A 24635-nucleotide genomic window follows, 5' to 3' on the forward strand; every position below is an offset into this window, starting at 1 on the left:
CGGTGGAACAGTCGGACGCATCAAATCTGACGGAACGTCAGAAAACTAAGGACGGTGAACCCCCTTGGAATTCGGGCTCTTCGTGCAGGGATACGTGCCGCAGGCGCGTTCCGAGGTCGACCCCGCGGCGGAGCACAAGGCGCTGCTGGAGGAGACCGAGTACGTCATCCAGGCCGACAAGTCCGGCTTCAAGTACGCCTGGGCCTCCGAGCACCACTTCCTGGAGGAGTACTCGCACCTCTCGGCGAACGAGGTCTTCCTCGCCTACCTCGCCCACGCCACCGAGCGCATCCACCTCGGCTCGGGCATCTTCAACCCGCTCGCCCAGGTCAACCACCCCGTCAAGGTGGCCGAGAAGGTCACCATGCTGGACCACCTCTCCAAGGGGCGCTTCGAGTTCGGCACCGGCCGCGGGGCCGGCAGCCACGAGATCCTCGGCTTCCTGCCGGGCATCACCGACATGAACCACACGAAGGAGATCTGGGAGGAGACCATCGCGGAGTTCCCCAAGATGTTCCTCCAGGAGGAGTACGAGGGGTTCCAGGGCAAGCACTGGTCGCTGCCGCCGCGGAAGATCTTCCCCAAGCCGTACGGGAAGGCGCACCCGGCGATGTGGTACGCGGCCGGGTCCCCGTCCTCGTACGCCATGGCCGCGAAGAAGGGGCTGGGCGTGCTCGGCTTCAGCGTCCAGAAGGTCTCCGACATGGAGTGGGTGCTGGAGCAGTACAAGACGGCGATCCAGGAGGCGAAGGCGATCGGTGCCTTCGTGAACGACAACGTGATGGTCACGTCCACGGCGATCTGTGCGGAGACGCACGACAAGGCGGTCGAGATCGCGGTCAACGCGAACATGAACCGCTTCCAGTCGCTGGTGTTCCGCTACCACGACACGTTTCCGCGGCCGGAGGCGATTCCGCAGTGGCCGGAGATCCTGCCGGAGTACAACGCGGAGATCATCGAACTCCTCATCCAGGAGGAGCTGTTGATCTGCGGTGATCCGTCTGAGGTGCTGGCGCAGTGCAAGAGGTGGGAGCAGGCGGGGGCGGACCAGTTGTCCTTCGGACTGCCGACGGGGGTGTCGTACGAGGACACGATGAACACGATCAGGCTGATCGGGGAGCACGTGATCCCGAAGATCGACACGGACCCGGTCCACCGCACCACCCGCTTCCGCGAGTCATCCCCCTCCTGACCCGGGCCCCGTCCGACCCCTGCCTCCGCTGCGCGGGGCCTGTTCCCCACCCCGCCCCTTCCCGAAACCGGGGGCAGGCCCCCGGACCCCCGGACCGTGCGCTCCGCGCCCGGTGCGCTCAATCGCCGCGCGGGCTGGATTGTGCTGCGGTTCGCTGCAATGTCCCGCTCAGCGGCAATTTCCAGCCTCGCCGCAGCAAATCCAGCCTCGCCAGGGGGTCCCCCCGGACGAAGTCTGGGGGAGTTTGAGGCGCGGGGTCTGGGGCGGAGCCCCAGGAACGGGAAGGGGCGGGGTGGGGAACAGGCCCCGCGCAGCGGACCGGGGAGGGAGCAGCCACCCCGTCCGCCCCAAGGGCTGGGGGCCGGCGTCTTCCCGGACCGCCGTCCCCCACCGGCCCCGGCCGGAGCGGTACCGAGGCCGCGGCCGGCCCGGCACCCTCCGCCGGGGCCCACGCACGTACCGGCCACCCAGCCGCACCGGCCACGCACGGACGCGGCCACCCGGCCGCACAGCCACCCAGCCACCAGGCGACCCGGCCACACAGCCGCACAGCCACCCGGCTGCCCAGCCACCCAGCCGCACCGGCCCCGCACCCACCCCGCTCGCCCGGCCGCACCGGCCCCCGCACACCCCCCGCACACCCGGCCGCACAGGCCGCACCGCACCCCCCCAGCCCCCAGGAAGGACGCCATGCTCGAGCACCTCATCAAGGGCGCCACCGTCGTGGACGGCACCGGCGCAGCCGCGTTCGTTGCGGATGTCGGGATCCGGGACGGCCGGATCGCCGTGGTCTCCGTGCTCGCGGAGGACGGACCGGTCACCGAGGAGGCCCGGACCAGTGAGGACGCGACCGGGCTGGTGCTCTGCCCCGGATTCGTGGACCCGCACACCCACTACGACGCCCAGCTGTTCTGGGACCCGTACGCCACCCCCTCCATGAACCACGGCGTCACCACCGTCGCCGGCGGCAACTGCGGTTTCACCCTGGCCCCCCTCAACCCCGCCCGCCCCGGGGACGCCGACTACACCCGCCGCATGATGAGCAAGGTCGAGGGCATGGCCCTCAAGGCCCTGGAGGAGGGCGTCGACTGGAGCTGGCAGACCTTCGGCGAGTACCTGGACGCGCTGGAGGGCCGGATAGCCGTCAACGCCGGCTTCATGGTCGGGCACTGCGCCCTGCGCCGGTACGTGATGGGGGAGCGGGCGGTGGGCGGGGACCCGACCCCCGAGGAGCTCCAGCAGATGCTGGACCTCCTCCACGAGGCCATGGCGGCCGGCGCCTGGGGGCTGTCCACCACCCAGTCCGCGACCCACTCCGACGGCGACGGCGCCCCCGTCGCCTCCCGGCACGCCAAGCCCGAGGAGCTGCTCGCGCTCTCCCGCGCCGTCGCCGACCACGAGGGCACCCAGCTGGAGGCCATCGTCGCCGGCTGCCTGGACCAGTTCTCCGACGAGGAGATCGACCTCTTCGTGGAGATGAGCGCGGCCGCCGGCCGGCCCCTCAACTGGAACGTCCTGACCATCGACGCCGCCGTCCCCGAGCGGGTGCCGCGCCAGCTGGTACCCAGTGAGCGCGCCCGCAAGGCCGGGGGCCGGATCGTCGCGCTCACCATGCCGATCCTCACCCCCATGAACATGTCCCTCGGGACCTTCTGCGCCCTGAACCTCATCCCCGGCTGGGGCGAGGTCCTCGGCCTGCCCCTCGCCGAGCGGATCGCGAAGCTCCGCGACCCGGACGTGCGGGCGGAGATGCTGCGGCGCGCCGAGAGCAGGGAGGCGGGGGTGTTCCGGCGACTGGCCGACTTCGGGCGGTACGTCGTCGGGGACACGTACAGCAGGGAGAACGAGGGCCTGTCGGGCCGGGTCGTGAAGGACATCGCGGCCGAGCGGGGGCAGGACGCCTTCCAGTGCCTGGTGGAGATCTGCGCCAACGACGACCTGCGGACCGTCCTGTGGCCGATGCCCACCGACAACGACCCCGGCAGCTGGGCGCTGCGCGCCGAGACCTGGCAGCACGAGGACGTGCTGCTGGGCGGCTCGGACGCGGGCGCGCACCTGGACCGGATGTGCGGGGCGCCGTACACGACCCGCTTCCTGGGGGACTGCCTGCGGGGCCGGAAGCTGGTGCCGCTGGAGCAGGCGGTGCGGATGCTGACGGACGATCCGGCGCGGCTGTTCGGGCTGCGGGAGCGCGGCCGGGTCGCGGAGGGCTGGCACGCGGACCTGGTGCTCTTCGACCCGGAGCGGATCGAGGCGGGTCCGGCGACGCTGGTGCACGACCTGCCGGGGGACAGCCCGCGGCTGGACTCGCGGGCCATCGGGATCGTGTCGGTGCGGGTCAACGGCGTGGAGACCATCCGCGACGACGAGGTGACGGGCGCGGTGCCGGGGATCGTGCTCCGGTCCGGGCGGGACACGAGGACGGTGAGCACGCGATGAGCGGTGGTGCTACGGCGGACGCGTCCGGGAGCGGCCCGCAGCGGCTGTACGTCGGCGGGGACTGGGTGGAGCCGGAGGGCGGGTACTACGAGGTGGTCAACCCGGCCGACGAGTCGGTGGTCGGGCTGGCCCCGGAGGCCTCGCGCGGGCAGGTGCTGGAGGCGGCGCGGGCGGCCCGGGAGGCCTTCGAGGGCTGGTCGCGGACCTCCCCGGAGGAGCGGGCGGCGATCCTGGACCGGGCCGCGGACGTCATGCAGCGGGAGTTCGAGCCGTGGTCGCGGCTGGCGCAGGCGGAGACCGGGGCGCCGACGGGGATCGCGCGGGGGATGCAGGTCGGGGTGGGCGTGGGCCGGTTCCGGCGGTACGCGAAGGGGGCCCTGGAGCCGGTGGAGCGGGGGCTCCCGCCGCAGGTGACGGAGGCCGGCCCGATGGGGCGGGCGAGCGTGCTGGGCGCGCTGGAGGTGCGCCAGCCGGTCGGGGTGGTCACGTGCATCACCTCGTACAACAACCCGTGGGCGAATCCGGCGGGCAAGGTGGCCCCGGCGCTGGCGATGGGGAACACGGTGGTGGTCAAGCCGGCCCCGCAGGACCCGCTGTCGGTGTTCAGGATGGCGTACGCGCTCCACGAGGCGGGGGTCCCGGCGGGGGTCGTGAACGTGGTCGGCGGGCAGGAGACCGGCGTCGGTGAGGCGGCGGTCGAGTCCCCGGACGTGGACATGGTGTCCTTCACCGGTTCGACGGCGGTCGGCCAGCGGATCGCCGAGGTGTGCGGGCGGTCGATGAAGCGGCAGCTGATGGAGCTGGGCGGCAAGGGCGCGGCGGTGGTCTTCGAGGACGCCGACCTGGACGCGGCGGTGATGGGCATCGGCACCACCTTCTCCTTCTACAGCGGGCAGATCTGCACGGCGCCGACGCGGGTGCTGGTGCAGCGGGCGGTGCACGACGCGCTGGTGGAGAAGCTGACGGGCTACCTGGCCTTCATGAAGGTGGGGGACCCGGCCGTGCGGGGCACGGTGGTCGGGCCGGTGATCTCGGCGGCGCACCGGGACCGGGTGGAGTCGTACGTGGAGCTGGGGCGCAAGGAGGGGGCGCGGATCGCCTTCGGCGGGGAGCGCCCGGTGGTCGGGGAGGGTGCGGCCGCGGGCCGGGGCTTCTACGTGGCGCCGACGCTGCTGGTGGACTGCACGAACGACATGCGGGTGGTGCGGGAGGAGATCTTCGGCCCGGTGGTGGTCGTGGTGCCCTTCGACACGGAGGAGGAGGCGGTGGCCCTGGCCAACGACTCCGAGTACGGGCTGATCAGCTACGTGTGGTCGGGGGACGTCTCGCGGGCGTTCCGGGTGGCGCGGCGGCTGCGGTCGGGGGGTGTGGGCGTGAACACGATCGGGCGGAACATGGAGGCGCCGTTCGGCGGGTTCAAGCGCTCGGGCGTGGGCCGGGACGTGGGCTCGTACGCGCTGCACGCGTACAGCGAGGTGCAGTCGATCGTCTGGACGACGTAGGGCGGCCGCCCTGCCGGCCGGCGGGGACGCCCGACGTGCTGACGGTATCCGCGCCCGCGGGCCGTCGGGCCGCCCGTGCGGGGGCGGTCCGGCGGCCCGCGTCCCTGTTTGTCGGCCTTGGAATATTGCCTCGGGAAAGTTTTGAATGGGGCAAAACGGGCACGGCTGCGGTTTCCGCATTCCGGAACCCCGTGTCCGGATCCTGCCGATGGCTGGATGGATGTGCCGGTGAACCTTTCATTGCGGGAGTGTGAAGTCTTCCGATCTCGGGATTCCAAGGGGCCTTGGCCCGCCGGGAACCGGACCTAGTTCTTCCGGATAAGGAAACCGCAGGATCTAACGTCCTCTCCCATGACACAGCTGGACGTTCGGCAGCAGGCCGGAGACACGGTAAGCGGCGTCGCCGAGGGCGGCGACTACCGCGGCAAGGGCCTCGGCAAGGGATCCGTGGGCCTCCTCGGGAGTGCCGTGATCGGCATCTCGACCGTCGCCCCCGTGTACTGCCTCACCTCGACCCTCGGGTCCACCGCGGGCGAAGTCGGCCTGCAGATGCCCGCGATCTTCCTCGCCGGCTTCATCCCGATGCTGCTGGTCGCCTTCGCGTACCGCGAGCTCAACAAGGCCATGCCGGACTGCGGCACCTCCTTCACCTGGACGGTCAAGGCCTTCGGCCCCCGCGTCGGCTGGATGTGCGGCTGGGGCCTGGTGATCGCCACGATCATCGTCCTCTCCAACCTCGCGGGCGTGGCCACCTCGTACTTCTGGCTCCTCGCCGGCGAGATCACGAACAGCCCCTCGATCGCCGCCCTCGACGACAACAAGGCCGTGCACATCGCCACGTGCCTCACCCTCGTCGCCCTGGCCACCGCGATCAGCTACCGCGGCATGACCGCCACCAAGGGCGTCCAGTACGCCCTCGTCGGCCTCCAGCTCCTCGTCCTCGGCATCTTCGTCGCCATGGCCTTCCAGAAGGCCTCCGCGGGCACCTTCGACACCGGCCTGGACTTCTCCTGGTCCTGGATGAACCCCTTCGCCGTCGAGTCGATGGCCGCCTTCACCGCGGGCCTCTCCCTCTCGATCTTCATGTACTGGGGCTGGGACGCCTGCCTGGCCACCAACGAGGAGACCACCGGCTCGGAGAAGACCCCCGGCCGCGCCGCGCTCGTCGCCATGGTCGTCCTGGTCGGCTCCTACCTCGCCACCGGCGTCGCCGCCCAGATGGCCGTCGGCTCCGGAGACAAGGGCCTCGGGCTCGCCAACCCGGACACCTCCGACAACGTCTTCGCCGCCCTCGCCGGCCCCGTCATGGGCCCCGTCCTCGGCGTCGCCCTCTTCGTCGCGGTGCTCGCCTCCGCCTCCGCCTCCCTGCAGACCACCTTCATCCCGGTGGCCCGCACGGTCCTGGCCATGTCCACGTACGAGGCCCTGCCGCCGAGCTACGCCAAGGTCCACCCGAAGTTCAAGACCCCGGGCCGCGCCACGGTCATGGCGGGCGTCGCCACCGGCGTGTTCTACACGGTCATGACCCTGGTCAGCGAGAACGTCCTCACGGACACGATCTTCGCCCTCGGCCTGATGATCTGCTTCTACTACTCGCTGACGGCCTTCGCCTGCGCCTGGTACTTCCGCAAGGAGCTCACCCGCTCCGGCCGGGACCTGCTCTTCAAGGGCATCGCCCCGGTGCTCGGCGGCATCCTGCTCGCGGCCGTCTTCTTCAAGACCCTGTACGACATGTGGGACCCGGCCTACGGCTCCGGCTCCACCGTCCTCGGCGTCGGCAGCGTCTTCGTCATCGGCGTCGGCCTGCTCCTCCTCGGCCTGGTCATCATGATCATCACCGAGCGCCGCAGCCCGGCCTTCTTCCGCGGCGAGGTCCTCACGAAGGAGACCCCGTCCCTGATCGTGGAGGACTGACCGGACCCCGGACCCCTCCCGCACCGCGGAATCCGACCCCCGAACCCCAGCTGTCACCGTCACCGGCTCCCTGCGCCCGGTGCCGTCCGTTCCTCCGGACGGCACCGGGCACAGGTGCGTACGGGGGCGTGTGGGGGCGCGGGCGGGTACGCAGTCGGGGCGGGGGCGGGTACGCAGCCGGGGGCGGGGCCGGAGGCGGGGCCGGGGGCGGGGTGGCCGACGGGGCCGGCTGTCCAGGCCCGCGAGCCTCTTCCCGCGCGCCGCGGTGACCGCATCCCCGCACTCTCGTTGATCCCGGCATGACCAGCACCCCCAAGCAGCACGTCAAGCGCGCCCTCGCCGCCCTCACCCTCGCCGGCGCGGCCCTCGCCCTGGCCCCCGCAGCCGCCCAGGCCGACGAGGGCAAGGGAGGCGCCCTCCCCGGCGAGGACGTCGTCTCCCAGGTCCTCGACGTGGCCCAGGACCCGCAGGAGAGCCTGGAGCAGGCCGAGACCGCCACCGTCGCCGCCGACGAGGCCCTCGGCACCGGCCTCGCCGGCCCGGCCCCCGCCGTGAACGGCCCCCTCGGCGCCCTCGGCGGAGCCGCCGGCCTCGCCGCCCCGGGCTCCCTCAACGGCTGACCGCCCCAGCCCCCTCACGCAAGCGAACACAGGGAAGGGCGCGGCGGCCCCGGGCGAACCCGCCACCCGCCGCGCCCTCCCGCCCCCCGTCGGCCCTACTCCTTCCCGGCCGCGGCCGTGGCCTCCGCCAGATGGGCCACGACCTTCTCGAACTCCTCGGTGGGCGAGAAGTCGATGAACTCGCAGTCCTCCAGAGCCTCCGGGGCGTGCCCGGGAGCCCAGTAGAAGGCCTCACCCGCGGTGTAGTCCTCGTGCCCGTCCGCAAGGTGCATGCGGACGGTCCCCTTGGTCACGCAGCCCCAGTGCGGGCAGGGGCACAGGTCGCCGGGCAGGCCCTTGAACGCCGGGGTCATGTCGGTTCCCTTGGCGAACGAGATCCAGGCGACGGTGTAGCCGCCCCCGATCTCCGCGGTGCGCACTTCGGCCTCGTCGGTGGCGAAGGCCACGGGGGTCCGGTCCCGTGATGCTGCCGTCATGGCTCCTCCAGGTGGATAAACGCAGCCCTCCTGGTCCCCTCCGCCCCCCTACCCTCCCTCTCCTCCCAGTCTCCTCCCACCGGGGAGGGCCCGCGCGGCGTCCCCGGGGCGGGTTGGGGTACGGGGTCCAGTCCGGGCGGGGTCTCGTCCCCCGACGTTCCCGGGGCGGGTTGGGGTACGGGCTCCAGTCCGGGCGGGGTCTCGTCCCCCGACGTTCCCGGGGCGGGTCGGGGTACGGGCTCCAGTCCGGGCGGGGTCTCGTCCCCCGACGTTCCCGGGGCGGGTCGGGGTACGGGCTCCAGTCGGGCGGGGTCTCGTCCCCCGCCTGTACGCCTCGGCGGGCCGGTCTTTGCCCACCGCCCCCGGGGCGGGTCGGGGTACGGCGCTCAGGTCGTGCGGGGTTGGTGGGCGGGCGCTGTCGCGGTGCGGGGTCGGCGCAACTCCGAGTCCCGTCTCGAGCCCGGCTATCCACCCCGGCGGGGGTCCCACCTGACCCTGACCCTCCAGCCTCGCCGGCGATTGAGGCGCGGGGTCTGGGGCGGAGCCCCAGTTTCGGGAAGGGGCGGGTAGGGGAACCAGCACCGCGCAGCGGCCCCCTACCCCCGGCCCACCGTGTCGCCCCTTACCCGGGTCGGAGAGGTTCTCCGGTGTCTGCTCGCATGTCTGAGGGTGCGGCCGTCCCGCGGCACCCTGTCAAGGGCGCTCCCTGCGGTCGCGTCGCTGCGCGATGGCCCTGCGGGCCACCCTTGACAGGCCACCACGGGACGTCAAGTCCCAGACTTGCCAGCAGCCACAGGAGAAAAAGCAGCAGGGGGACCAGGACCCCAGCCGGTCGGAATCTCCAGGGTGCCCGGAGCCCGCCGGACCCCCGCCCTCCGGGCGGAAAGACAACCGACACAAGCCGCGACGGATCGCTACACAGCCGCGGCCGTCTCAGCGGCAGCCGGACCGGCCGCGGCTGGGCAGAAGCCGCCACCGACCACTACGCGCTCCGCCCGGCCAAGCGGCCTGCGGACCGCCCGGGGCTGGGCGCGCGGCAGTTCGCTACGCGCTCCGGCCGTCCCGGCGGCAGCCGGGCCATCTTGTGCCCCACGACCCGCCCAGCGGGACTCAAAGCACGGCAGCCCGCCCACCCCCGCACCGCCGCAGACCCCAAGGCCGCCTCCCGGACTCTGCGATCCGCTGGACGGTACTCGCAGCACGGCAGGCCAGCCACGACCGCGCAGCGGCAGGGCCGCAGGCCGCCCCCGGGCTCGGCGATCCGCCGGGCGCGACGTGGAGAACGACCGGTCGGCCGCCGCCGCGAAGCGGCAGGGCCGCAGGCCGATGCCGGGCCGAAGCGCGTAGCGAACTCCCGCGTGCCCCAGCCCCCGACGGGCGGCAGGCCGCCGGGCCGGGTGGAGCGCGTAGTGGTCGGTGGCGGTCTATGCCCGGCCCCGGACGGCCCGGAGGTCGCTGAGACGGCCGCGGCTGTAGCGATCCGTCGCGGCCTGTGGTCTTTCCGCCCGGAGGGCGGGGGTGCAGGGGGACGGGATCAGCTGGGCCGACACCGACCGGGGACGGTCCCGGTCCCCCTGGGCGTTTCCTTTCGGGGGGCGTCCCGACAGGCAGTCATGCCGTCCGGGGCGGGGTGGTCTGTCCAGGGTGGAGCGGAGCGGAATCGCGCAGCGACGCGACCGCAGGGAGCGCCCTTGACAGGGCGCCCCGGCCCGGAAACACCGTCACGCATGGCGGGGTGCCCCCAACCGGCCACCTCCACAACACCGTTGGGGGCAGGGCTCGGGTCTGCCGGATTCCGACCGGCCTTGCTAGGGGGAGGAGGGGGTGCCCGGAACGGGGCAGGGGGTGCGGCTCGTGGGGCGGTGGTGCAGCTTGAGTTCTGCCCATACGGTCTTGCCGATGCAGCGGTCCGTGACGCCCCACGCGTCGGAAACGGCGGCCACGAGCTGGATCCCGTACCCGCCACCGCCACCCGCCTCGGGGCGCCGGTCGCGACGCGGGTCGGCCACCTCCACCCGCAGGATCCCCGGCACCGGGAAGTGCAGGCGCAGCTCGAAGTCCCGCCCCGCCACCCGCCCGTGCAGCGCGGCATTGGCCGCGAGCTCGCCGATCACCAGGGCCGCCGCGAACGACCGCTCGCTGTCCAGCGGCACCCCCGCGTCGTGCAGGTACAGCACCGCCAGCCGGCGGGCCAGCCGGGCGCCCCTGCGGGTGGGGGAGAAACGCTGAGTGAACGTGTGTACGGGTGGGGCGGCGAGGGCCGCGGAGGGGTTCATAGCCTCAAGTTCCCGCTGTTCGAGGCCACTTCTGTAGCACCGCCACTCGTACAAGGCTCGCTGTACGAGCCCCCTCTATGGACAGTACGGGTCACGCTCCGTGAGCATGGTGTGCCGGGAGGTGACCTGCATGGCGAGCAGCGGTGACGGTGACGAGGTGGACCCCAACGGCGACCTGCGCGGGTTCGGAGAGCTGGTGAAGACCTTCCGGAAACGCGCCCGGCTGACCCAAGAGGCGTTCGCCGAGGAGATCGGCTACTCCGTCCAGTCCGTCGGATCCATCGAGCAGGGCCGGCGCTTCCCGAGCGCCGAATTCGTCCAGCGGGCCGAGATGGTCCTGGACGCGTTCGGTGCCTTGGAGGCCGTGTCCCGGCATCTGATCAGGCAGCGCGGGTTCGCTTCGTGGTCCAAGAAGTGGGCGAAGCTGGAGGACCAGGCCGTTGCGCTGAACACGTACGAGTGCCGGGTGGTTCCGGGGCTGCTTCAGACGGAGTCCTACGCCCGGGCGCTGATCCTCAACGTGCCTCCGCCGCCCACGGCCGAGCAGGTGGAAGCGCGGGTGGCGGGACGGCTGGACAGGCAGAAGCTGCTGCACCGGACGCCACTGACGGCGTTCAGCTTCATCGTGGAGCAGTCGGTGCTAGAACGGCAGACCGGCGGGCCGGAGGTCACGCGCGGGCAGCTCGACCGGCTGTTGGACGTGATCGATCTGACCAACGTGGAGTTGCAGATCGTGCCTACCGTCCAGCCCGACCACGCTGGTACCGATGGCCCTCTTCAGCTCCTTGAGACAGACGACCACCGGTGGCTGGGCTACAGCGAAGGCCAGAAGACTGGTCAGCTGATCGCGGACCCGAAAGCGGTCAGTGTGCTTCAGCAGCGCTATGCCAAACTGCGCTCACAGGCTCTCAACACCGCGGAGACCGCGAGCCTGTTGAAGCGAATGCGAGGAACTCCATGAGCAACTCTCAGTTGCACTGGTTCAAGAGCAGCTACAGCAGCAGCCAAGGAGACAGCTGCGTTGAGGTCGCGCTGTCCTGGCGGAAGTCCACTTACAGCGGCAGCGAAGGCGACAGCTGCGTCGAGGTCGCCCTCCCCTGGCACAAGTCCACCTACAGCGGCAGCCAGGGCGACGACTGCGTAGAAGTGGCCACCTGCTCCTGCCGCACCGTCCACGTCCGTGACTCCAAGGTCACCGCGGGCCCGGTGCTTGAGCTTTCGCCCGCTGCTTGGACTCTCTTCCTCGCCCATGCCGCTGCCTGAGGGGGCGTAGCAGGGCGAAGCCCGCGCCCGCGGTGGCGGGGGTGGCTTTTTGGGTGCCCTCGGCCGGCCGTTCTCCGTGTCCGCTGCTACTTCTTCGCGGTGGCCGTCAGGCCCTGCTCCGCGATGCAGCTGGCCACGCCGAACTCGCCCTTGGCCGTCGCGCGCTTCAGTTCCTTGCCGTCGACCACGATGACGCAGTCGGCGGTGCCGCCCTTCTCGCCGAGCATGACGGTCAGGGCGGGGACGGAGGCGACGCCCTTCATGGTGAGCTTCTGCTCCCACGGGACGGTCTGGTCCTTGAGGGTCTTCGTGGCCATCGAGCCCGCGGAGCCCTCGAAGTAGGTGATCTCGGAGACCTTGCCGGTGCCGGTGATCTTGTAAACGACCTCGTGCTTGCCGTTCAGCAGCTCGTCGGTCTCCTTCTCCATCTTCTTGGTCTCGGCCTCGAGCTGCTTGGTCTGCTCGTTGAGCTCCTTGACCTCTTCGCCCGCACCGCAACCGCCGACCAGCGCTACGGCCAGGCCGGCCACCGCCAGACCGCTGATCCCCCGCTTGAACCCACGCACGACCGCACCCATCCGTATTTCTTCGACGCATCTAAAGAGAATGTAAAGCAACGGCCATCATTACCCCATGTGCGGCGTGTGAGGCAAAAGGATCATTAGGTCGGCCCGCTCACCTGCCCGAAGGTGAGGTGCTCCCGCTCGGCGTGGTGCTGCCGCTCGGGGAGGCCGGGCGGTTGCCCGCGGAGAGGAAGTACACGTGCTCCGGGCTGACGATCTCGGTGATGGCCTGTCCGAAGAGGGTGGTCGGCTCGTGGCCCTCGTGGGTGATGTCCGTGTTGAGGAGGACGACCAGGGTGGCCTTGTGCTGGGGCAGGTACAGGGTCAGGGACTCGTACCCGGGCAGGGAGCCGTTGTGGCCGATCCAGCCCTGCACGTTGAAGATGCCGAGGCCGTAGCCCGCGCCGGGGATGCCGGTGGGCGGGGTGATCAGCCGCTGGGCCTGGGTGGCGGGGGTCAGGAGCTCGCCGGTGGCGAGGACCTTCGCCCAGCGGGTCAGGTCGTCCAGGGTGGAGATCATGGCGCCGGCGGCCCAGCCCCAGGACGGGTTCCAGTCGGTGGCGACCTCGACCTTCCCGCTCGCGGTCTGGTTCGTGTAGCCCTGCGCGTGCGGGGAGGGGAAGGCGGCGTCGGTGGGGAAGACGGTGCTGGTCAGGCCCGCGGCACCGGCCACGTCCTCCTCGATGACCTGGTCGAGCGGGCGGCCGGTGACCTGCTCGATGACCAGGCCCAGCAGGATCAGGTTGGTGTTGGAGTAGTCGAACTTCTCTCCGGGCTGGAACTGCACCGGGTGCTTGAAGGCGAAGTCCAGCAGCTCCTGCGGTTCGTAGTTCCGCTCGGGGTCGGAGAAGAAGTCCTTCTGGAAGCCGGGGTCCAGGGAGTAGTTGTAGAGGCCGCTGCGCATTCCGGCGAGGTTGCGGAGGGTGATGGTGTCGCCGTTCGGGACCCCGTCGATGTACTTGGAGATCGGGTCGTCGAGCGCGACCTCCTTGTCGTCCACGAGCTGGAGCAGGGCGGTGACGGTGAAGGTCTTCGTCTCGCTGCCGATCCGCGAGTACATGCCGGTGTCCATGGGCGCCTTCGTCTCCTTGTCGGAGACGCCGAAGGTCTTGACGTAGGTGCCCTTGCCGGGTGCCGACACGTGCACCATCGCGCCCGGGACGCCGGTCTCGGCCATCACCTGCTCGATGGCCTCGTCCAGCTCGCGGGCCGTCGCGTCGTCCAGCTCCCGGAACTCGTCCTGGGCGGGTGCGCGGGCGGCGGGCGGATCGGCTCCGGGGGCGGCCTCGGGCAGGAAGGCGGCGGGGAGGGCCAGGCCCGGCGGGGTGGCGGTCCGGGCGGCGTACGAGGTGCCGGAGGTGGCCGCGGCCACCGGTACGGCCAGCAGTCCGGCGGCCGCCAGGGCCGTCCAGCTGCGGCGCAATCGCTTTCCCGAACCGTGCACGACGGGCCTCCTCCGCGATGGGGCGGGATTCGACACTCCTCCCAGCCTAGGCACGGCCGCGACGGGCCCGCGAGGTGAGCGCGGGGCGCCGGGGGAGGGCGGCCGCGAGCCGGGCCGCGAGGGTTTCGGGGAAGCGGCCGGCGGCCGGTACGAACAGCACGGTGATCAGCAGGGACCAGGCGGCGAACTTCGACAGCGACACCGGTTCCCAGCCGTCGAGTTGGTGGGGGTAGCTCCACGCCCCCGCGTACGTGGCGGCGTTCTCCGCGACCCAGAGGAAGAAGCCGATGAGGGCGAAGGCCAGGGCCAGCGGCATCCGGTAGCGCTGCGGGCCCACCGTGTAGCCGACCCGGGTGCCGGCGGTGGCGCACAGCAGCAGCCCGGCGAGCAGCCAGCGGGCGTCGGGCAGCCAGTGGTGGGTGAGGAAGTTGGCGTAGACGGCGAGGGCGAGGGCGGCCATCGCGCGGGCCCGGTAGCGGTACAGGCCCAGCCCGAAGAGGTGCCAGGCGCGGCAGACGTAACTGCCCACGGCCGCGTACAGGAACCCGCTGTACAGCGGCACCCCGCCGAACTTCGTCAGCGCCTCCTCCGGATAACTCCACGAGCCGAGGCGGACCTTGGCCAGCTCGAAGACCAGCCCGGCGAGGTGGCAGCAGGCGATCACGGTGAGGTCGCGGGAGCTCTCGCGGCCCAGGCGGCGGGCGAGTACGGAGATCAGGAGCCCGTATCCGAGGAGCACGTCGTACCGGCCCAGCGGCAGCCAGCGCGGGAAGGAGGCCCAGACGGCCTCCGGTACGAGGGACGAGGCGGCGATCCCGCCGACCAGGGCCACGGCGAAGGTGCAGGCGCGGGCCTGGATCCAGCTGAAGCGCAGCAGCTGGCGGAGGGCGTGGAGCAGCCGGGACGGGCGTGGCGGGCGCGCGGCTGCGGCGGCCGGGGGCGGCTTGGCGTCCATGGGGGGAGGACGCGGGGGAGCCGGGAGCGGTTGCGGGCGGCGGGCCCGGCCACGGGGTCGAGGGGCTTGCTGCCTGGGGGCGCATGCCTTCGGGGCCCGCGGTGGTGAACGCCTCCCCGGCCGCTCGGCCGGGCGTCTCCCCGACTGTCCTGACGGTGCCGGTCGGTACGGTTGGCAACCACACGCCCTACGTCGTACGTCCTAGTGACCGTACGACGACCCCCATAAGGAGCGCGCGCACCGTGCCGAGCTGGCCTGCCACCCTCACCGCCGCCGAGATCAACGACCCCGAGATACGGGCCGACTACACGACGGCCGCCCGCCGGGTGCTGCGGCGCGAGCAGGCGCCCTACCTGGCCCTGCGGCTGCTCGCGGACGCCGAGCTGGTGCCCTTCCTGGCGGCCGGGCTGGCCTTCATGAACCTGGTCGACGACGTGGCCGAGGGCGAGGAGCCCGAGCGCGAACTGAAGCTGCTGACCGCCCGCGTGACGGACGCCCTGGAGTCCGGTAGCAGCGAGGACCCGGTGCTGCGGGCGTACGCGCACGCGGTCGCGGCGCGGGGCCTGCCCGAGCACTGGGTGTACACCTTCCTGGAGGGGGCGGCGCAGGCGGAGGCAGGGTTCTCCGGCTTCGGTACGGAGGAGGACTTCCAGGGCTACCTGGACGCGTACGCCTGGCCGGGCATCGTGGTCTTCACCGGGCTCCAGTACCGCGGCGGGCCGGACGAGGAGCAGGCCGCGGCCTGGCGGCGGTTCGTGGACGCCGCCCAGCGCGTGGACTTCCTCGCGGACCTCGCCGGGGACCTGGCCGGCGGCCGGCTCTGCCTGCCGCTGGAGCGGCTGGCGGAGCACGGCGTGACCCGCGCCGAACTGGAGCAGGGCGCGGACACCGGGGGCGTACGGGCCCTCCTGGCCGGGGAGTGCGCCCTGGCCCGTACGGCGCTGGGCGCGGCGGCGGACGTGGTGGACCTGGCGGCGCCCGGCCTGCGCCGGGTGGGCCGCACGATGATCTCCCTGATGGAGCACCAGCTGACCCTGGTCGAGCAGGCGGGGGTACGGGCGGCCCGCCGCGACACGGGGTACGGGCTGCTGGCCCCGCTGCGGATCCTGAACGAGGCGCGCAAGTCGTAGCCGGCCGGCTCCCGGCTCCCGGCTCCCGGCCCCGGCTCCGGGGTGGAGCCCTCGGGCGGCCCCCGGGCGGTTCAGAGGAAGGCGGCCAGTCCGTCGAGGGTCCGCAGGACCTCCGGCTCCTCGGCGGAGGGGAGTTGGGCGACGATCTCCTCCATCCCCAGGTCCGCGAAGTGGGCGAGCTTGCCGGCCGTCGGGTGGACGGCGTACGGGAGGACCGTGAGGGACTTCGGGTCGCGCCCCGCCTCCTCCCAGGCCCGGCGCAGCACCGGCAGGGACTCCGTCAGCCCGCGGCCGCCGATCGGCATCCAGCCGTCCGTGGAGCGGGAGATGTGCGAGAAGAGGATCGGCCCGGCGGCCCCGCCGATCAGGGTGCGGGGTCCGTGGAGCGGGCCGCCGCCCGCGAGGGTGCGGGGCGGCTGTACCGGCTTCGGATGGGCCTCGCTGGCCCGTACGGATCCGAACGGGCCCTCGTACGCGGTCGGTTCGGGGGCCCACAGGGCCCGCATCAGTGCCATCCGGTCCTCGACCAGGGCCCGCCGGGTGCGCCACTCCACCCCGTGGTCGGCGGCTTCTTCCACGTTCCAGCCGTAGCCGATGCCGAGGGTGAAGCGGCCGCCGCTGACCAGGTCCAGGGTGGCGACCTGCTTGGCGAGGGCGATCGGGTCGTGCTGGGCGACCAGGGTGATCCCGGTGCCGAGCGCGAGGCGTGCGGTGACCGCGGCGGCCTGGCCGAGGGCCACGAAGGGGTCGAGCGTGCGGCCGTACTGCTCGGGCAGCCCCCCGCCCATGGGGGCGGCCGACTCCCGGCTGACCGGGATGTGGGTGTGCTCGGGGAGGTAGAGCCCGTGGAAGCCGCGCTCCTCCAGCTCGCGCGCGAGCCGTACGGGCGTGATGGTCCGGTCGGTCAGGAAGATGGTCGTCGCGATCCGCATGGGCAGGCAACCTCCGTCACGTGGGGCCGTGGGCCCCCCAACGTACGGTCTGCGCCTCCAATTGCCGAGTGCTCCACGGCTGTTGTGCGCCAGCCGCCGCAGTTGCCGCAGCCACCGCAGTCGCCGTGACGGGGTCAGGGGGCGGTGACGGTGGCCGTCAGGGCGGGGGCCAGGGCGGCGACGAGCTCCTCCCGGGAGAGGGCGGTCACCGCGGGCAGCCGCAGCAGGTAGCGGGTCAGGCCGAGGCCCAGCAGCTGGGCGGAGACCAGCCCGGCGCGGGCGGCGGCCCGCTCGGGGCCGAGGGCGGCGGCGAGGGCGGGCTGCACCTGGGTGGCGAAGACGGCCCGCATCCGCTCGGCGGCCTGCTCGTTGGTGACCGCCGAGCGCAGGAGGACGAGCAGCGCGTCGTCGGCGGGATCGCCCTCCCAGCGGTCGACGAAGTGCCGGACGAGGGCGGCGGCCAGCTCCTGCGGGGGTACGGCGGACAGGTCCGGGAGCCGCAGGTCGATGGCGAGGGCCGCCTCGAAGAGCCCCTCCTTGCTGCCGAAGTAGCGCATGACCATCGACGGGTCGATGCCCGCGTCGGCCGCGACGGCGCGGATCGTGGTGCGCTCGTAGCCCTGGGCGGCGAAGCGGGTGCGCGCGGCCTGGCGGATGGCCGCCTTCGTGCGGTCGGAGCGGGCGGGTTCGGTCATGGCCCGAGAGTACGCCAACATGTGTTGGCCAACAAGCGTTGACAAGCCTGCCCGGACGGGCGCATCCTCAAGTCAACAGCCGTTGGCCAACGACCGTTGGCCCGACGGGACCGCAGGAGGAGAGGCCGCCATGACCAGCAACGCCGCACTCCCCGTACCGCCGTCCGGACGCCCCGCGCTGCCCGCCCGTACCGGGGTCGCCATCGTCGGCGCCGGGCCCACCGGCCTGGCCCTCGCCGTCACCCTCGCCGGGGCGGGCGTCCCCTTCGTGCTGCTGGACCGGCAGGCCGAGGGGGCCAACACCTCGCGCGCCGCCGTCGTCCACGCCCGGACCCTCGAAGTGCTCGACGAGATCGACCCCGGCGGCTCGCTGACCGCCGAGCTCGTCGCCCTCGGCCGGCCCGTCACCCGCTTCGCCGTCCGCGACGGCGCCCGCACCCTCGCCGCCCTCTCCTTCGACGGGCTGCCGACCGCGCACCCGTACGCGCTGATGGTCCCCCAGTACGAGACCGAGGCCGTCCTGCTGCGCCGGCTGCGGGCGCTGGGCGGGGAGGTCCACCGGCCGTACGAGGTCACGGGCGTGGTGCAGGACGCGGAGGGCGTGCTCCTCACCACCGCCGGGGGCGAGACCCTGCGGGCCGCGTACGCCGTCGGGGCCGACGGGATGCACAGCACGGTGCGGGAGGCGGCCGGGATCGGCTTCTCCGGCGGCTCGTACGCCGAGTCCTTCGTCCTCGCGGACGTGGTCATGGACTGGGCGCCGGGGCCGGACGAGGTCTCGCTCGGCTTCGGCGCCGAGGGGCTGACGGTCGTCGCCCCGCTGCCGGGCCGGGACCGGTACCGGGTCGTGGCGACCGTGGGGGAGGCCCCCGCCGAGCCCGCTGCCGCCTTCGTCCAGTCCCTGCTGGACGGGCGGGCGCCGGGGCGGGCGGTGGTACGCGAACTGGTCTGGTCCTCGCGGTTCCGCATCCACCACCGGGTCGCCGACCGGTACGCGGCCGGCCGCCTGGCCCTGGCCGGGGATGCGGCCCACGTCCACAGCCCCGCGGGCGGCCAGGGCATGAACACCGGCATCCAGGACGGGCGGGCGCTGGGGCTGGCGCTGATCCGGGCCGTTGCGGCTACGCCGGGTGCGGGTGGTGCCGGTGCCGGTGCCGGTGCCGGTGGTGCTGGTGCCGTGCCCCCTGCCGTCGCTCCTGCCGCGTCCATCGCTCCTGCCGCCGCCGATGCCCTGGCCGCCTACGAAGCGGCCCGGCGGCCCGTGGCCCTCCGCGTCGTCGCCCTGACCGACCGCATGACCCGGGTCGCGACCGTCCGCCGGGCCCCCGCCCGCCACCTGCGGAACGCGGTCCTCCCCCTCCTGTCCCGCATCCCGCGCCTCCGGTCCCGCCTGACGCGCGAACTGGCCGAACTCCCGTACCGCTGACGCCGTCCGGCGGGTCGGGGGCGGGCCGTCCGCTGCGCGGGGCTGTTCCCCACCCCGCCCCTTCCCGTTCCTGGGGCTCCGCCCCAGACCCCGCGCCTCAAACGCCGGCGGGGCTGGATGTGGCTGATGCCGCCGCGCTGGGCTGATGATTTTGCGGAGCAAAATCCAGCCCGCGCGGCGATTGAGCGCACCGTGCGCGCAGCGCACGGAACCGGGGTCCGGGGCGGAGCCCCGACATCCAGCCTCGCCGGCGTTTGAGGCGCGGGGTGCGGGGCGGAGCCCCGAAACCACCCGCCCACCCGCACGCGACCGACCCACCCCGGCCATCCCCCAGCCCCGCCGGCGTTTGAGGCGCGGGGGTGTGGGGGCGGAGCTCCTGCTTTCGGGAAGGAGGGGGTCCCCCCCCCCGGACGGAGTCTGGGGGCGGGTAGGGGAACAGGCCCCGCGCAGCGGGACCCGGGGGCAGCGGTCAGGCGCGGGGGTAGCGGGAGAGCCAGGGGCCGGCGGGGGTTGAGGGGCCGTGGAGGGACGGGCCCTGGGTCATCTCCATCGAGAAGTCGTCGGCGATCTGGAGGACGGCCGCCCGCCCCTCCAGCCCGGCCAGCCACGGCGCCGGCAGCCCGGTCTCCCCGTGCAGCGCCCCCAACAGCGCCCCGCACAGCGCCCCGGTGGCCGCGGAGTCGCCGCCGTGGTTGACCGCCAGCCGCAGCCCGTGGCGGAGGTCGTCCGCGACGAGGGCGCAGTACACGGCGATGGCGAGGGAGTCCTCCGCGGTGTGCCCGAGGTCCTCGCCGGGGGCGAGGGAGAGGGACAGCGAGAGGGATTCCACGAGGCTCGGCGACGGCAGGCCCTGCCGTACGGCGCCCAGGGCCCGCTGGAGGGCGTCGGTGACCGGCTGCCGGCCCGGCCGGGAGCCCAGCAGCCCCAGGGCCCGCTGCACGGCCGTGTCCAGGGTCTCGCCGCGGGCCAGCCCGTGCACGATGACGGCGAACGCCCCCGCGCTCAGGTACGCCGCCGGGTGCCCGTGGCTCTGTGCGGCGCATTCGACGGCCAGTTGGAGGACGAGCTGCGGCTCCCAGCCGACCAGCAGTCCGAAGGGCGCCGAGCGGACGGCGGCTCCCGCGTCGCGCGCGTCGGGGTTCTTCGGGGCGGCGAGGGTGCCGAGGACCTCGTCACCGAAGCCGGTCAGGCAGGCGCGGGCGGGGCTGCGGCGGGCGTAGAGCCACTCCTCCTGTGCCAGCCAGCCGTTGTCCTTGCGCCGTTCGTCGGGGCCCCAGTCGCGCTGGGTGGCGGCCCAGCGCAGGTACGCGCGGTGGATGTCGGTCGGCGGGTGCCAGGCCCCGGTGTCCCGCCGTACGTGCGCCCTGATCAGGCCGTCCACGGTGAACAGGGTCAGCTGGGTGGCGGCGGTGACCGCCCCCCGCCGGCCGTCCGCGGGGGTGGCCGGATCCGTCGGCTCGCCCAGGCCTTCCATGCCGTGCCGCTCCCGGATCCCGGCCAGGGTCAGCCCGGCCACCGGGGCCCCGAGGGCGTCCCCGATCGCGCTCCCCAGCAGGGCGCCGCGGACCCGGCTGCGGAAGTCCTGCTGCTCGGCCCGCCCCCAGACCCGCCCGGTTCCGGTTCCGCTTCCGGTTCCGCCACCCGCCCTGGTCGCGGTCGCGGCGGGTGCCGTACCCGCAGCCGCCGCAGCCGTGGCCTCCGCACCCGTCGTCGTGGCCGTGGTCGTGACCGCCGCCGCGGCGGCCGCCGGACTCGCTGAGCTCACTCGAACCCCCCCAAAGGCGCTGGCGCAGCACTGTAACGGACAGCATCCGGCGCAAACGGACCCGGCCCGTCGCCCGTCCGCCAAGTGAGCTCAGAACCGGCGCAGAACGGCCGGATCAAGCCGCGCCGCAGTCCGGTATCCGCCGCCCCCGGCCGCCCTCGGCCTCAGCTCAGCCGCCCCAGCCGCCCCAGCCGCCTCAGTCCAGTACCGGCAGCAGCTCCGGCAGGTGCCCGTCCGAGGCCGCGGCCGTCCGCTGCCGCTCCTGCGGGACCTCCCCGTACAGGGTGGTCCGCGGCCGGGACGGGCGGCCCGCCGCGTCCGCGATGGCGACCAGGTCGCGTACCGCCTTGTACGAGCCGTAACCCGAGCCCGCCATCCGGGAGATGGTCTCCTCCATCAGGGTGCCGCCCAGGTCGTTGGCCCCCGAGCGCAGCATCTCCGCCGCGCCCTCCGCGCCCAGCTTCACCCAGCTGGTCTGGATGTTGGTGATGTGCGGGTGGAGGAGGATGCGGGCCATGGCCGTGACGGCCCTGTTGTCGCGGACGGTCGGGCCGGGGCGGGCGATGCCCGCCAGGTACACCGGGGCGTTGGTGTGGATGAAGGGCAGGGTCACGAACTCCGTGAAGCCGCCGGTCCGTTCCTGGATGCGGGCCAGGGTCCGCAGGTGCCCGAGCCAGTGCCGGGGCTGGTCCACGTGCCCGTACATCATGGTGGACGAGGAGCGGATGCCGAGTTCGTGCGCCGTCGTGACGACGTCGATCCAGTCGGCGGCGGGCAGTTTGCCCTTGGTGAGGACCCAGCGGACCTCGTCGTCGAGGATCTCGGCGGCCGTGCCGGGGATGGAGTCGAGTCCGGCCTCCTTGGCGGCCGTCAGCCAGTCGCGTACGGACATCCCGGTCCGGGTGGCCCCGTTGACGACCTCCATGGGGGAGAAGGCGTGGACGTGGATCCCCGGCACCCGCTCCTTCACCGCGCGCGCGATGTCGAAGTAGGCCGTGCCCGGCAGGTCGGGGTGGATCCCGCCCTGCATGCAGACCTCGACCGCGCCGACGTCCCAGGCCTGTGCGGCCCGGTCGGCGACCTGCTCCAGCGAGAGGGTGTAGGCGTCGGCGTCGGTGCGGCGCTGGGCGAAGGCGCAGAAGCGGCAGCCGGTGTAGCAGACGTTGGTGAAGTTGATGTTGCGCGTGACGATGTACGTGACCTCGTCCCCGACCACCGATTTCCGCAGGTCGTCGGCGATGCGGCAGAGCGCGTCGAGGGCGGGCCCGTCGGCGTGGAGCAGGGCCAGGGCCTCCGCGTCGGTCAGTTTCGTCGGGTCGTCGGCGGCCTGGGCGAGGGCCTGGCGGACGTCCCCGTCGGTCCGCTCGGGGGCCATCCCGGGCGCGGCCTGCTCGCGCAGCGCCTCCCAGTCCCCGTACACGGCGTCGAAGTCGGAGCGGCGGTCGCCGGTCCGGCCCTCGGTGTCGATGGTCCGGAAGAGGTCCGTACGCCCGCCCCCGGCCGCCCCGGCCCCGAACTCCTCCTCGGGCTCCTGCCAGGGGTGCCCCTCCACCACCGCGTCCGGGCGTGCCAGCCCGGTCTGCGGATCGGCGAGGGCCCGTACGTGCGGCAGGACCCGCGGATCGAGCCAGGGCTCCCCGCGCAGTACGAACTCCGGATACACGCAGAGCCGTTCGCGCAGCTCGAAGCCCGCCTCCGCGGACCGCTCCGCGAGCAGGTCGATCTGAGGCCAGGGCCGCTCGGGGTTGACGTGGTCGGGGGTGAGGGGGGAGACCCCGCCCCAGTCGTCGATGCCGGCGCCGAGCAGGCGGGCGTACTCCCCGTCGACCAGGTTGGGCGGGGCCTGGAGGTTCGCGGCGGGGCCCATGATGTGCCGGGCGACGGCCACGGTGGCGACCAGGTCGTCGATCTCGGCGTCCGGCATCCCGCGCATGGCCGTGTCCGGCTTGGCGCGGAAGTTCTGGATGATCAGCTCCTGGATGCCGTGGTGGGAGCGCGATATCCGGCGCAGGGCGAAGAGGGATTCGGCGCGCTCCTCGTACGTCTCGCCGATCCCGATGAGCAGCCCGGAGGTGAAGGGCACCGAGGACCGCCCGGCGTCCTCCAGCACCCGCAGCCGCACGGCGGGCTCCTTGTCCGGGGAGCCGTGGTGGGGGCCGCCGGGCTCGGACCACAGGCGGGTGGCGGTGGTCTCGAGCATCATGCCCATGCTGGGCGCCACCGGCTTGAGGCGCTGGAAGTCCGCCCAGGACATCACGCCGGGGTTGAGGTGGGGCAGCAGCCCGGTCTCCTCCAGGATCCGGACCGACATGGCGCGCACGTACGACAGCGTGTCGTCGTACCCGGCCGCCTCCAGCCACTCGCGGGCCTCGGGCCAGCGGTCCTCGGGCTTGTCCCCGAGGGTGATGAGGGCTTCCTTGCAGCCGAGGGCGGCGCCGCGGCGGGCGATGTCCAGCACCTCGTCGGGGGACATGAACATCCCGTGGCCCTCGCGCCGCAGCCGGCCCGGCACGGTGGCGAAGGTGCAGTAGTGGCACTTGTCCCGGCACAGCCGGGTGAGCGGGATGAACACGCTCTTCGAGTACGTGATGACGCCGGGCCGCCCGGCGGCCGCGAGCCCCGCGTCGCGCACGCGCGCGGCGGAGCCCGTCAGGTCCGCGAGGTCCGCGCCGCGCGCCTGGAGCAGGACGGCCGCCTCGGCGGTATCGAGCGCGACCCCGTCACGGGCCCTTTTCAGCGCCCGCCGCATGGCGGTGGCGGTGGGCGGCTGCTGGGGGTTGCTGGTCATCTCTGGAGCATACGGTTCGCCGCCGGAGCGGCAGAGGGACGGTCTCCGGCCACGGGCCCCTGCCCGCACCCCTGGCCCTGCCGCTGCCCCTGGGGGACCTCCCCCGGAGGAGCCCCTCCCCCTGCCCTCCTCCTCACCGCATCACCTCTCCCGCGTTGACCAGCAGCTGCTGGCCGGTGATCGCCCGGGCCCGGTCCGAGGCGAGGAAGGCCGCGGCGTCGGCCACGTCCCCGTCGGTCGCCAGGTCGGGCAGTGCCATCCGCGAGGTGAGGCGCCCGAGCACCTCCTCCTCGCTGACGTTCTCGCCGTGCGCGGTGAAGGTGACGAAGGCCTGGACCGGCGGGCCCCACATCCAGCCGGGCAGCACGGTGTTGACCCGGATCCGGTACGGCCCCAGCTCACGGGCCATCGAGTACATCGTGGAGGTCAGCGCCCCCTTCGAGGCGGCGTACGCGGCCTGCTGCACCTCGTTCGGGGCGGCGATCGCGGACTGCGTACCGATGATCACGACCGAGCCGCCGCGCTCCTTGAGGGCGGGCAGGCAGGCGCGGGTCATGCGCAGCGTGCCGAGGAGGTTGACGTCGAGGATCTGGGCCCAGGTCCCGAAGTCGGCGTCCTGGAGCCCGCCGAAGTACGAGTCCCAGGCGGCGACGTGCACGACGGCGTCGACCCCGCCGAAGCGCTCGACCGCGAGGGCCGCCAGGGCGGCGCACTGGGCCTCGTCCCCGATGTCGGTCGTCCGGTACGCGGTGTGGGTGCCGTCGGGGTCGATCTCGGCGGCGGATTTGGCGAGATTCGCCTCGGTCCGGGCGCCGAGGACGGCGTTCCCGCCCTCCCGTACGACGGCGGCGGCGACCTGGTGCCCGAGTCCGGCGCCGACGCCGGAGACGATGACGGTCTTCCCCTGCAACAGCATGCGCGTTCGCCTCCCGGCGGGGGGTTCCTACCTGACGGCCCGTCAGATTAACCCCACCACCCCAAGACGGGAACCCTTCCCGCACCCCCAACCCCCGACGGGGCTGACCCCGACCGACCCGGCCCCTCCACCTCCGCATGTCGGGTGGTTCCGGGGCTCCGCCCCGTACCCGCGCCTCAATCGCCGGCGGGGCTGGGTTCGGCGGGGCTGGGTGGGTCTCGTGCCGCTGGTCGGTGCTGTTCCGGGGCTCCGCCCCGTACCCCGCGCCTCAATCGCCGGCGGGGCTGGAGTTGGCCGGGCCTGTTGCTCTGCCTCCGCGCGTCGGGTGGTTCCGGGGCT

19 protein-coding genes are annotated in these 24635 nt (G+C 73.1%); 9 read left to right on the forward strand and 10 right to left on the reverse strand.

Annotation, left to right across the window (positions count from 1 at the left end; all coding sequences use genetic code 11):
* Positions 1-64 precede the first annotated feature (64 nt).
* The 5 genes from ACZ7JZ_RS06050 to ACZ7JZ_RS06070 all read left to right on the forward strand — a co-directional run bounded on the left by ACZ7JZ_RS06050 (position 65) and on the right by ACZ7JZ_RS06070 (position 7667).
* Complete coding sequence (locus ACZ7JZ_RS06050) at positions 65-1192, forward strand: LLM class flavin-dependent oxidoreductase (protein WP_470933686.1); 1128 nt, start codon at positions 65-67, stop codon at positions 1190-1192.
* Positions 1193-1882: 690 nt separating this feature from the next.
* Entirely contained in the window at positions 1883-3631 is a 1749-nt protein-coding gene (locus ACZ7JZ_RS06055) for an N-acyl-D-amino-acid deacylase family protein (RefSeq protein WP_470933688.1), read from the forward strand.
* Positions 3628-5133 carry an aldehyde dehydrogenase family protein gene (locus ACZ7JZ_RS06060; RefSeq protein WP_470933690.1) on the forward strand — a complete coding sequence of 502 codons (1506 nt, stop codon included), beginning with the start codon at positions 3628-3630 and terminating at the stop codon, positions 5131-5133. The genes ACZ7JZ_RS06055 and ACZ7JZ_RS06060 overlap by 4 nt, the downstream gene beginning before the upstream one ends.
* A gap of 351 nt (positions 5134-5484) precedes the next feature.
* Positions 5485-7047 carry an APC family permease gene (locus ACZ7JZ_RS06065; RefSeq protein ID WP_470933692.1) on the forward strand — a complete coding sequence of 521 codons (1563 nt, stop codon included), beginning with the start codon at positions 5485-5487 and terminating at the stop codon, positions 7045-7047.
* Between the two features lie 299 nt (positions 7048-7346).
* A complete protein-coding gene (locus ACZ7JZ_RS06070) occupies positions 7347-7667 on the forward strand; it encodes a hypothetical protein (protein ID WP_470933694.1) in 321 nt (106 codons plus the stop codon).
* Positions 7668-7762: 95 nt separating this feature from the next.
* Here ACZ7JZ_RS06070 and ACZ7JZ_RS06075 read toward each other — a convergent pair whose 3' ends face one another.
* Together ACZ7JZ_RS06075 and ACZ7JZ_RS06080 are read right to left on the reverse strand one after the other, a co-directional pair.
* Positions 7763-8143: a cupin domain-containing protein gene (locus ACZ7JZ_RS06075; RefSeq protein ID WP_470933696.1), complete on the reverse strand. Its 381-nt coding sequence runs from the start codon at positions 8141-8143 to the stop codon at positions 7763-7765.
* A gap of 1808 nt (positions 8144-9951) precedes the next feature.
* A complete protein-coding gene (locus ACZ7JZ_RS06080) occupies positions 9952-10419 on the reverse strand; it encodes an ATP-binding protein (protein ID WP_470933698.1) in 468 nt (155 codons plus the stop codon).
* 130 nt (positions 10420-10549) lie between these two features.
* On the opposite strand from ACZ7JZ_RS06080, the gene ACZ7JZ_RS06085 reads away from it, so the two are divergent.
* Positions 10550-11380 (forward strand): helix-turn-helix domain-containing protein, encoded by an 831-nt coding sequence (locus tag ACZ7JZ_RS06085; RefSeq protein ID WP_470933700.1) that lies wholly within the window; start codon positions 10550-10552, stop codon positions 11378-11380.
* On the forward strand, positions 11377-11682 hold the full coding sequence (locus ACZ7JZ_RS06090; RefSeq protein ID WP_470933702.1) for a DUF397 domain-containing protein: 306 nt from the start codon (positions 11377-11379) through the stop codon (positions 11680-11682). The genes ACZ7JZ_RS06085 and ACZ7JZ_RS06090 overlap by 4 nt, the downstream gene beginning before the upstream one ends.
* Positions 11683-11768: 86 nt before the next feature.
* Here the strand turns inward: ACZ7JZ_RS06090 and ACZ7JZ_RS06095 are convergent, their stop codons facing one another.
* From ACZ7JZ_RS06095 to ACZ7JZ_RS06105, 3 genes are all read right to left on the reverse strand, one after another.
* Entirely contained in the window at positions 11769-12260 is a 492-nt protein-coding gene (locus tag ACZ7JZ_RS06095) for a hypothetical protein (protein WP_470933704.1), read from the reverse strand.
* Between the two features lie 97 nt (positions 12261-12357).
* Positions 12358-13689, reverse strand: coding sequence for a serine hydrolase domain-containing protein (locus ACZ7JZ_RS06100; protein ID WP_470933706.1), 1332 nt, complete (start codon positions 13687-13689; stop codon positions 12358-12360).
* Positions 13690-13735: 46 nt separating this feature from the next.
* Positions 13736-14644, reverse strand: coding sequence for a DUF817 domain-containing protein (locus ACZ7JZ_RS06105; RefSeq protein ID WP_470933708.1), 909 nt, complete (start codon positions 14642-14644; stop codon positions 13736-13738).
* 242 nt (positions 14645-14886) lie between these two features.
* On the opposite strand from ACZ7JZ_RS06105, the gene ACZ7JZ_RS06110 reads away from it, so the two are divergent.
* Positions 14887-15774, forward strand: coding sequence for a phytoene/squalene synthase family protein (locus ACZ7JZ_RS06110; protein WP_470933710.1), 888 nt, complete (start codon positions 14887-14889; stop codon positions 15772-15774).
* Between the two features lie 71 nt (positions 15775-15845).
* Here ACZ7JZ_RS06110 and ACZ7JZ_RS06115 read toward each other — a convergent pair whose 3' ends face one another.
* Together ACZ7JZ_RS06115 and ACZ7JZ_RS06120 are read right to left on the reverse strand one after the other, a co-directional pair.
* Complete coding sequence (locus ACZ7JZ_RS06115; protein ID WP_470933712.1) at positions 15846-16706, reverse strand: TIGR03619 family F420-dependent LLM class oxidoreductase; 861 nt, start codon at positions 16704-16706, stop codon at positions 15846-15848.
* A 134-nt stretch (positions 16707-16840) separates the two neighbouring features.
* Positions 16841-17401: a TetR/AcrR family transcriptional regulator gene (locus ACZ7JZ_RS06120; protein ID WP_470933714.1), complete on the reverse strand. Its 561-nt coding sequence runs from the start codon at positions 17399-17401 to the stop codon at positions 16841-16843.
* A 130-nt stretch (positions 17402-17531) separates the two neighbouring features.
* On the opposite strand from ACZ7JZ_RS06120, the gene ACZ7JZ_RS06125 reads away from it, so the two are divergent.
* Positions 17532-18827 (forward strand): FAD-dependent monooxygenase, encoded by a 1296-nt coding sequence (locus tag ACZ7JZ_RS06125; protein WP_470933716.1) that lies wholly within the window; start codon positions 17532-17534, stop codon positions 18825-18827.
* Positions 18828-19296: 469 nt separating this feature from the next.
* On the opposite strand, the gene ACZ7JZ_RS06130 is transcribed toward ACZ7JZ_RS06125, so the two are convergent.
* The 3 genes from ACZ7JZ_RS06130 to ACZ7JZ_RS06140 form a co-directional block, all read right to left on the reverse strand.
* Positions 19297-20592, reverse strand: coding sequence for an ADP-ribosylglycohydrolase family protein (locus ACZ7JZ_RS06130; protein WP_470933718.1), 1296 nt, complete (start codon positions 20590-20592; stop codon positions 19297-19299).
* Between the two features lie 196 nt (positions 20593-20788).
* A complete protein-coding gene (locus ACZ7JZ_RS06135; protein WP_470933720.1) occupies positions 20789-23380 on the reverse strand; it encodes a bifunctional FO biosynthesis protein CofGH in 2592 nt (863 codons plus the stop codon).
* A 133-nt stretch (positions 23381-23513) separates the two neighbouring features.
* Complete coding sequence (locus tag ACZ7JZ_RS06140; RefSeq protein ID WP_470933722.1) at positions 23514-24296, reverse strand: SDR family oxidoreductase; 783 nt, start codon at positions 24294-24296, stop codon at positions 23514-23516.
* Positions 24297-24635: the final 339 nt, after the last annotated feature.

This window comes from Streptomyces sp. NPDC038213, from assembly GCF_055600495.1.

Coding starts and splice junctions, on each gene's coding strand:
- ACZ7JZ_RS06055 (WP_470933688.1), top strand. CDS start 1,883: ATGCTCGAGCACCTCATCAAGGGCGCCACCGTCGTGGACGGCACCGGC.
- ACZ7JZ_RS06060 (WP_470933690.1), top strand. CDS start 3,628: ATGAGCGGTGGTGCTACGGCGGACGCGTCCGGGAGCGGCCCGCAGCGG.
- ACZ7JZ_RS06065 (WP_470933692.1), top strand. CDS start 5,485: ATGACACAGCTGGACGTTCGGCAGCAGGCCGGAGACACGGTAAGCGGC.
- ACZ7JZ_RS06070 (WP_470933694.1), top strand. CDS start 7,347: ATGACCAGCACCCCCAAGCAGCACGTCAAGCGCGCCCTCGCCGCCCTC.
- ACZ7JZ_RS06075 (WP_470933696.1), bottom strand. CDS start 8,143: ATGACGGCAGCATCACGGGACCGGACCCCCGTGGCCTTCGCCACCGAC.
- ACZ7JZ_RS06080 (WP_470933698.1), bottom strand. CDS start 10,419: ATGAACCCCTCCGCGGCCCTCGCCGCCCCACCCGTACACACGTTCACT.
- ACZ7JZ_RS06085 (WP_470933700.1), top strand. CDS start 10,550: ATGGCGAGCAGCGGTGACGGTGACGAGGTGGACCCCAACGGCGACCTG.
- ACZ7JZ_RS06090 (WP_470933702.1), top strand. CDS start 11,377: ATGAGCAACTCTCAGTTGCACTGGTTCAAGAGCAGCTACAGCAGCAGC.
- ACZ7JZ_RS06095 (WP_470933704.1), bottom strand. CDS start 12,260: ATGGGTGCGGTCGTGCGTGGGTTCAAGCGGGGGATCAGCGGTCTGGCG.
- ACZ7JZ_RS06105 (WP_470933708.1), bottom strand. CDS start 14,644: ATGGACGCCAAGCCGCCCCCGGCCGCCGCAGCCGCGCGCCCGCCACGC.
- ACZ7JZ_RS06115 (WP_470933712.1), bottom strand. CDS start 16,706: ATGCGGATCGCGACGACCATCTTCCTGACCGACCGGACCATCACGCCC.
- ACZ7JZ_RS06120 (WP_470933714.1), bottom strand. CDS start 17,401: ATGACCGAACCCGCCCGCTCCGACCGCACGAAGGCGGCCATCCGCCAG.
- ACZ7JZ_RS06125 (WP_470933716.1), top strand. CDS start 17,532: ATGACCAGCAACGCCGCACTCCCCGTACCGCCGTCCGGACGCCCCGCG.
- ACZ7JZ_RS06135 (WP_470933720.1), bottom strand. CDS start 23,380: ATGACCAGCAACCCCCAGCAGCCGCCCACCGCCACCGCCATGCGGCGG.
- ACZ7JZ_RS06140 (WP_470933722.1), bottom strand. CDS start 24,296: ATGCTGTTGCAGGGGAAGACCGTCATCGTCTCCGGCGTCGGCGCCGGA.